4 protein-coding genes are annotated in these 6,452 nt (G+C 55.7%); 1 reads left to right on the plus strand and 3 read right to left on the minus strand.

All coding sequences use genetic code 11. The features are described 5' to 3' along the window. Positions 1–15: 15 nt before the first annotated feature. The 3 genes from glgX to asd all read right to left on the minus strand — a co-directional run bounded on the left by glgX (position 16) and on the right by asd (position 5,510). Positions 16–1,989 carry a glycogen debranching protein GlgX gene (gene glgX / locus M987_RS04170; RefSeq protein ID WP_014072140.1) on the minus strand — a complete coding sequence of 658 codons (1,974 nt, stop codon included), beginning with the start codon at positions 1,987–1,989 and terminating at the stop codon, positions 16–18. Continuing rightward, the gene (gene glgB / locus M987_RS04175) at positions 1,986–4,172 is read right to left on the minus strand and encodes a 1,4-alpha-glucan branching enzyme (RefSeq protein ID WP_014072141.1); all 2,187 of its coding nucleotides are present in this window, start codon (positions 4,170–4,172) and stop codon (positions 1,986–1,988) included. Before glgB ends, glgX begins: the two co-directional genes overlap by 4 nt. A 234-nt stretch (positions 4,173–4,406) precedes the next feature. Next, positions 4,407–5,510, minus strand: a complete 1,104-nt coding sequence (gene asd, locus M987_RS04180) for an aspartate-semialdehyde dehydrogenase (protein ID WP_014072142.1) — start codon at positions 5,508–5,510, stop codon at positions 4,407–4,409. A 177-nt stretch (positions 5,511–5,687) separates the two neighbouring features. Between asd and yhgN the strand changes: the two genes are divergently transcribed. Next, entirely contained in the window at positions 5,688–6,281 is a 594-nt protein-coding gene (yhgN, locus tag M987_RS04190; RefSeq protein WP_003861574.1) for an NAAT family transporter YhgN, read from the plus strand. Positions 6,282–6,452 lie beyond the last annotated feature (171 nt).

Here is a 6,452-nt window from a genome sequence, read left to right on the forward strand (position 1 = left end):
CTAACTCCTTTTTTATCATCTCTGGAACACGCACACTCCGTGCGCAGGCCCATGCCAGACTGCCATTACGACCGGATTATCCTCTCCGGCAAAAGGGGGAATGGCGTGCCACGCCCCATCAGGTAATACAAAATTAACCACGTCTTGCGTGGCGTTTAACGTGATAAGCCAGCGCTCCGAAAGCAGGATTTGCAGGCATGGCGCACCGCTTTGCCACTCTTGTGCGCTCAGCGGTTGTGCCTCTTTGTTTAACCAGACAACATTGCCATCGCCCTCTTCCCACCACTGATTTGCCGTCAGCGCGGGGATGGTCTGGCGAAGATGGATCAGTGCCGCCGTAAAGTGCACCAGCCCGCTGTTCGCCTGTTCCCATTCCAGCCAGGTGAGAGTGTTATCCTGGCAATAGGCATTGTTGTTGCCATGCTGGCTGTGACCATGTTCATCACCGGCCAACAGCATCGGCGTGCCTTGCGACAGCAACAGCGTTGTCAGCAGCGCATGGATGCTGGCGCGGCGTCGCTCGATGATGTCCTGACTGCCGCCTAACCCTTCTATACCATGATTGAAGCTATGGTTATTGTTAGTGCCATCGCGATTCTCTTCGCCGTTTGCCTCATTGTGTTTCTGATTGAAACAAACGCAGTCGCGCAGAGTGAAACCGTCATGCGCCGTCACCAGGTTGACGGTGGCAGAAGGTTTTTTTCCATCGCGTTTAAACAGATCGCTGGACGCCGCAAAGCGTCCGGCAAATTCGCCCAGCGACACGCTTCGTTCCAGCCAGAAGCGGCGCGTGGCATCACGGTAATGATCGTTCCACTCGGCAAATAACGGCGGGAAATTCCCCACCTGATAACCGCCTTCGCCAATGTCCCAGGGCTCCGCAATCAGTTTGACCTGCGAGAGCACCGGGCAGTTTTTTATCGCCTCAAACAGCGGCGCCTGTTGGCTGAATGCTGGAGTCCGCCCCATTACCGAGGCTAAATCGAAACGGAAGCCGTCAACATGGAACGTTTCAACCCAATACCTCAGGCATTCATACGCATAGTGGGTCACAGCCGGATGGCTGAGATTGAGCGTGTTACCGCAACCGGTCCAGTTGTGGTAATCGCCATCTTCCCTTATCCAATAATAGCTACGGTTATCAATTCCGCGCAGGGAGAGCGTGGGGCCATCAAGATCGCTTTCAGCAGTGTGGTTCAGCACCACATCCAGAATGACCTCAATGCCCGCCTCATGCAGCGCCTTTACCGCATCGCGGAATTCATCCCGCGCCTTATCAGGATGCACCGCATAGCGCGGCTCAAGCGCAAACATCGCCAGCGGGTTGTAACCCCAGTAGTTGCTCAGCCCCAGCCGTTGCAGGCGCGGTTCGCTGGCGAAATGCGCTACAGGCAGCAGCTCCAGCGCGGTGATCCCCAGATGCTTCAGGTAAGCAATCATCACCGGATGCGCGAGCGCCTTATAGGTACCGCGTATCTCTTTGGGGATCGACGGGTGCAGATACGTCAGCCCCTTGACGTGCGCCTCGTAAATCACGGTTTTGCCCCACGGGGTGCGCGGCGGTTCGTCACCTTCCCAGTCGTAGAGCTCGTTGACTACCACGCTTTTTGGCGCAACGGGCGCGCTGTCACGGTGGTCGGGTTCGCCGTAGCCAACGTGTAAAACCGGGTCGTCAATCAGATCGCCTTCTACGCGGTGTGCGCAAGGGTCGAGCAACAGCTTCGCCGGGTTAAACCAGTGGCCTTGCCCCGGCTCCCACGGGCCATGAACGCGAAAACCGTAGTGCATTCCTGGCCGCCCTCCGGCCAGGTAGCCATGCCAGGTATCTCCTGTGCGTGCGGGCAGGTCGTAGCGATGCTCGTTACCTTCCCCGTCAAACACACACAGTTCCACCCGCTCCGCATGAGCGGAAAAGAGGGTGAAGTTCACGCCCTTTCCGTCAAAACTCGCCCCGAGCGGCTCGGGTCTACCTGCCGTGAGTTGCGTCATTCACCCTCCCGAACCAGCCAGATTGTGCTCAGCGGCGGCAACGTCAGGCTCAGTGAATTCGGGCGTCCGTGGCTTTCCATCTCATCACTTTGCACCAGCCCGCCGTTACCCACGTTACTGCCGTGGTAGTGCATGGAATCGGTGTTCAGTATTTCGCGCCATTTGCCGGCCTGATTAATGCCGAAGCGGTAATGCTGGCGAGGAACAGGGGTAAAGTTGCTGACGACGATGATTTCATTACCTGCTTTATCGCGACGGACAAAGGCCAGCACCGAACGTTCGTTATCGTCCACCACCAGCCACTCAAAACCGTATGCTTCGAAGTCGAGTTCGTGCAGGGCTTTATGATGGCGATAGGTCAGGTTCAGGTCACGGACCAGGCGCTGAACGCCGTGGTGCCAGTTATCTCCGCCTTCGAGCAGATGCCAGTCAAGGCTCCCGTCGTGGTTCCACTCGCGCCCCTGAGCAAACTCGTTGCCCATAAACAGCAGTTTTTTGCCCGGGAAGGCAAACAGCCAGCCGTAGTAGGCGCGCAGGTTGGCAAACTTCTGCCATGCGTCGCCAGGCATCCGGTCGAGAATGGATTTTTTACCATGCACCACTTCGTCGTGCGACAGCGGCAGCATGAAGTTTTCGGTGTAGTTGTAGAGCATCCCGAAGGTGAGTTTATCGTGGTGATACTGGCGATGAACCGGATCGAGCTTCATGTAGTCGAGCGTGTCGTGCATCCAGCCCAGGTTCCACTTGTACCAGAAGCCCAGGCCGCCCATTGACGCAGGGCGAGATACGCCCGCGAAGTCGGTCGACTCTTCCGCCATCGTGACGGCGCCCTCAACCTGCTCACCAATAATGCGGTTGGTGCTGCGCAGGAACTCAATGGCTTCCAGATTTTCGCGTCCGCCAAATTCGTTAGGGATCCACTCCCCTTCTTTACGGCTGTAGTCGCGATAGATCATCGACGCCACCGCATCGACACGCAGGGCATCAATACCAAAACGTTCGATCCAGTACAGGGCATTACCCACCAGATAGTTCGTGACTTCACGGCGACCGTAGTTGTAGATCAGCGTGTTCCAGTCCTGGTGATACCCTTCACGCGGGTCGCTGTGCTCATACAGAGGGGTGCCATCAAATTCAGCCAGACCAAAATCATCCGACGGGAAATGGCCAGGCACCCAGTCGAGAATGACGTTCAGCCCGGCCGCGTGTGCGGCACTGATGAAATAGCGGAAGTCATCGCGTGTGCCAAAGCGGCGTGTTGGCGCATACAGCCCGGTGGGTTGATAACCCCAACTACCGTCGAAAGGATGTTCGTTAACCGGCAAAAGCTCCAGATGGGTAAAGCCCATCCATTTGGCGTACGGCACCAGCTGATCGGCCAGTTCGCGGTAGCTAAGCCAGAAATTGTTATCGGTGTGGCGACGCCATGATCCAAGATGCACTTCATACACGGAAATAGGCGCATCAAAGCGGTTCGCTCGCTTGCGCTCCTCGCTCTGGGTAACTTTTTCCGGCAGGCCGCAAATCAGCGATGCCGTGTCCGGGCGCATTTGCGCTTCGAAGGCGTACGGGTCGGCTTTAATGCGCAGCTTTCCGTGCGCGTCAATCATCTCGAATTTGTAGAGCTGGCCGTTGTGTGCGCCGGGGATAAACAGCTCCCAGATGCCGGTTTCACGGCGCAGACGCATCGGATGACGGCGGCCGTCCCAGTAGTTGAACTGGCCGACGACAGACACGCGCCGGGCGTTCGGCGCCCACACGGAAAAACGGGTTCCCGTGATGCCATCCATCGTGTCTGCATGTGCCCCCAGCGTTTCGTAAGGGCGCAAATGGGTCCCTTCAGACAGCAGCCATGCGTCCATCTCCTGTAAAAGAGGACCAAAGCTGTAAGGATCATCAATGAGATTTTGCTGGCCGTGCCAGATAACGGCGAGTTGATAACGGAAAGGGTTTTTACGACGAGGCATTACGCCCGAAAAAAAGCCGCGTGAATCAAGGCATTCCAGATTGCCCACTTTACGCCCGGTTTTAGGTTCAATGACCCACACTTCTGTGGCGTCCGGTAACAGTGCGCGGACTTCCAGCCCGGCGTCTGTGCGGTGCATTCCCAGAATGGAAAAAGGGTCGGCAAAATGACCCGCAATAAGCGCATTAATCACGTCTCTATCCACACGATCAGACATGGTATTCATCCTGTTTTTTAGTAATCGCCCCTTTTTAAGCGCCCGGGTGCGATTTTTAATGTGACCTGAACGAAGCTCCTCTCTGCTTCGTCCTACCCTCAGGTAAGAAAGACTCTCCCTTAAAGCATAGCCAACGCTCTAAATGACTCCTGATAAAAAATAAGACATACGCGTTTACTCCATGTAGTACGCAAAAAAAGGGGTGACAATGCACCCCTGAGATTTAACAAATTATTACGCCAGCTGGCGAAGCATTCTGCGCAGCGGCTCGGCGGCGCCCCACAGCAGCTGGTCACCCACGGTGAACGCGGACAAGAATTCCGGCCCCATGTTCAGTTTACGCAGACGACCAACCGGGGTGGTCAGCGTACCGGTGACTGCCGCCGGGGTCAGTTCACGCATGGTGATGTCACGATCGTTCGGCACCACTTTCGCCCACGGGTTGTGCGCAGCCAGCAGTTCTTCCACAGTCGGAATAGACACATCTTTTTTCAGTTTAATGGTGAAGGCCTGGCTGTGGCAGCGCAGCGCGCCGATACGCACGCACAGACCGTCAACCGGAATAGTGTTCGCGGTCGCGAGGATTTTGTTGGTCTCGGCCTGGCCTTTCCACTCTTCGCGGGTCTGGCCGTTATCCAGCTGTTTGTCGATCCATGGGATCAGACCACCGGCCAGCGGTACGCCGAAGTTATCCACCGGCAGCTCGCCGCTGCGGGTCAGCTGAGTCACTTTACGCTCGATATCGAGAATCGCAGACGCCGGGTTTGCCAGTTCACTGGCAACGCTCTGGTGCAGTTGGCCCATCTGGGTCAGCAGTTCGCGCATATGGCGCGCGCCGCCACCGGAAGCCGCCTGATAGGTTGCAACAGATACCCACTCAACCAGATCCTGAGCGAACAGGCCGCCCAGAGACATCAGCATCAGGCTGACGGTGCAGTTACCGCCGACAAAGGTTTTCACGCCGTTGTTCAGGCCATCGGTGATCACGTCCTGGTTAACCGGGTCAAGAATGATGATGGCATCGTCTTTCATACGCAGCGAAGAGGCCGCGTCAATCCAGTAGCCCTGCCAGCCGCTTTCACGCAGCTTTGGATAGATTTCGTTGGTATAATCGCCGCCCTGGCACGTGACAATAATGTCGAGTGCCTTCAGCGCTTCCAGATCGTAAGCATCCTGCAACGTGCCTGTGGTACCACCAAAGGACGGTGCAGCCTGGCCGAGCTGGGAAGTGGAGAAGAAGACCGGGCGGATAGCGTCGAAATCGCGCTCTTCAACCATGCGTTGCATGAGTACAGAGCCGACCATACCGCGCCAACCGATAAAACCAACGTTTTTCATAGCATTTTTTTCCTGGAGAGGTGTGTGCTGTTTGTGCAAACCAGTATTCAACTGGGATATGCTTCACATTACAAAATGCTGCCAAAGTCGCAAGCGAAATTAATCGATGATTGCCCGGCAATCAGAAAAGCAGCTAATTATCAGAATGACCATAAAAAGTATCAGGGATAACTTACGATGAGTGAAATCATTTCCGCAGCGGTTTTATTGATCCTGATTATGGATCCACTCGGAAACTTACCTATCTTCATGTCGGTGCTTAAACACACCGAGCCGAAGCGCCGCCGGGCAATTATGATCCGCGAGCTTCTGATTGCGTTGCTGGTGATGTTTATCTTCCTTTTCGCGGGCGAAAAAATCCTCGCGTTCCTGAATTTACGCGCAGAAACGGTCTCTATTTCCGGCGGGATTATCCTGTTCCTGATCGCCATCAAAATGATTTTCCCGAGCGCGGAAGGGAGCAGCAGCGGGCTGCCTGCGGGTGAAGAGCCGTTTATCGTGCCGCTGGCGATCCCTCTGGTCGCCGGGCCGACGATTCTGGCGACGCTGATGCTGCTGTCGCATCAGTATCCGAACCAGATGAGCCACCTGGTGATTGCCCTGCTGATTGCCTGGGGCGGGACGTTTATTATTTTGCTGCAATCGTCGCTGTTTTTACGTCTGCTGGGCGAGAAAGGGGTGAATGCGCTGGAGCGCTTGATGGGGCTGATTCTGGTGATGATGGCGACCCAGATGTTCCTGGACGGGATCCGGGCGTGGATGAAGGGGTAGCAAGGTAAAAGCAAAACGGCAACCACGTTGCCGTTTTTAGTGTTTGCTCCCCCTCCCTGTGGGCTGAGGGTTCCCCAGTAATTTTTGTCTTTATTCAGCGATGACATTACGCCATTGAAATAAAAGACTACTAGCGGCTCCATGGTCCGGCTGAAAATCGCCGAAGCGTTT

This window comes from Enterobacter soli ATCC BAA-2102, from assembly GCF_001654845.1.
In the GTDB taxonomy this organism is placed as follows: Bacteria; Pseudomonadota; Gammaproteobacteria; order Enterobacterales; family Enterobacteriaceae; genus Enterobacter; species Enterobacter soli.